The following is a 438-nucleotide window of genomic DNA, read 5'->3' on the forward strand; positions in this document are numbered from 1 at the left end:
GAACGAGAAGGTAGTTACCTCCACCTTGAGTTCGACGCCCATTTCCCGGCAGGCTTTCTGCGCGACGCTTTCTCCGCCATTCGGCGGCAGCATGACGATATGGCCGGCAGAGATGAAATCTTCCTTGCTCAGCCCGCCCGCGGCATACGGCCCATCTGCATCCACCACGGCGCAGAATTCGTCTTTCAGCAGTTCTTCCATCGGATGGTTGGTCGAACAGAACACGGTCGGCGCGACCAGCAGATCGGCTTCGCCCCGTTCSAGCAAGAGATGCGGGAAATTCTGCTGCGGCTTGAGATCGATGCGGATGCCGGGCGCCTGGGCGGCAACCCTGCGAAGAAAGGGCGGGATCAGCGTGTGCAGCGTATAGTCCGACACCACGAGGCCGATGCTGCGGGTCGATTGCTGCGGCGAAAAGGATGGCGTCGAGACGACGGC

At 61.3% G+C, this 438-nt stretch carries 1 protein-coding gene; it reads right to left on the minus strand.

Annotation, left to right across the window (positions count from 1 at the left end; genetic code table 11):
- Positions 1–438 (minus strand): LysR substrate-binding domain-containing protein (locus tag AC1D0P_RS29880; protein ID WP_477680042.1); only part of this gene is annotated, 438 nt, incomplete at both ends.

This window comes from Polaromonas sp. P1_G2 (assembly GCF_056405515.1).